At 60.6% G+C, this 218-nt stretch carries 1 protein-coding gene; it reads right to left on the bottom strand.

Annotation, left to right across the window (positions count from 1 at the left end; genetic code table 11):
- Nucleotides 1-85: 85 nt before the first annotated feature.
- Nucleotides 86-202, bottom strand: a complete 117-nt coding sequence (locus QJT78_RS52920; protein ID WP_281461022.1) for a transposase — start codon at nt 200-202, stop codon at nt 86-88.
- Nucleotides 203-218: the final 16 nt, after the last annotated feature.

The following is a 218-nucleotide window of genomic DNA, read 5'->3' as shown; positions in this document are numbered from 1 at the left end:
GTCTCGGTCATGGCGTATCGCTCTCCTCGAGAGGTTCTGGCAGGCTCGTCACCCGCCTCGATACGCCGCCTTCCTCACACCGTCATCACCCAGATTCCGCCATAGCTCTCGTCAACTGCTGGGCCTTCACACCATAACGCCGTGCGACATCACATACCCGGGCGTCGGGCTTCATGCTCTCGAAAACAGCGCGCCCCTTGATCTCCGCAGACCATAAC

This window comes from Bradyrhizobium sp. Mp27, from assembly GCF_029953005.1.
Classification (GTDB): domain Bacteria; phylum Pseudomonadota; class Alphaproteobacteria; order Rhizobiales; family Xanthobacteraceae; genus Bradyrhizobium; species Bradyrhizobium barranii.
Note: the sequence above shows the minus strand (reverse complement) of the source record. Positions and strands in the feature narration are given on the sequence as shown.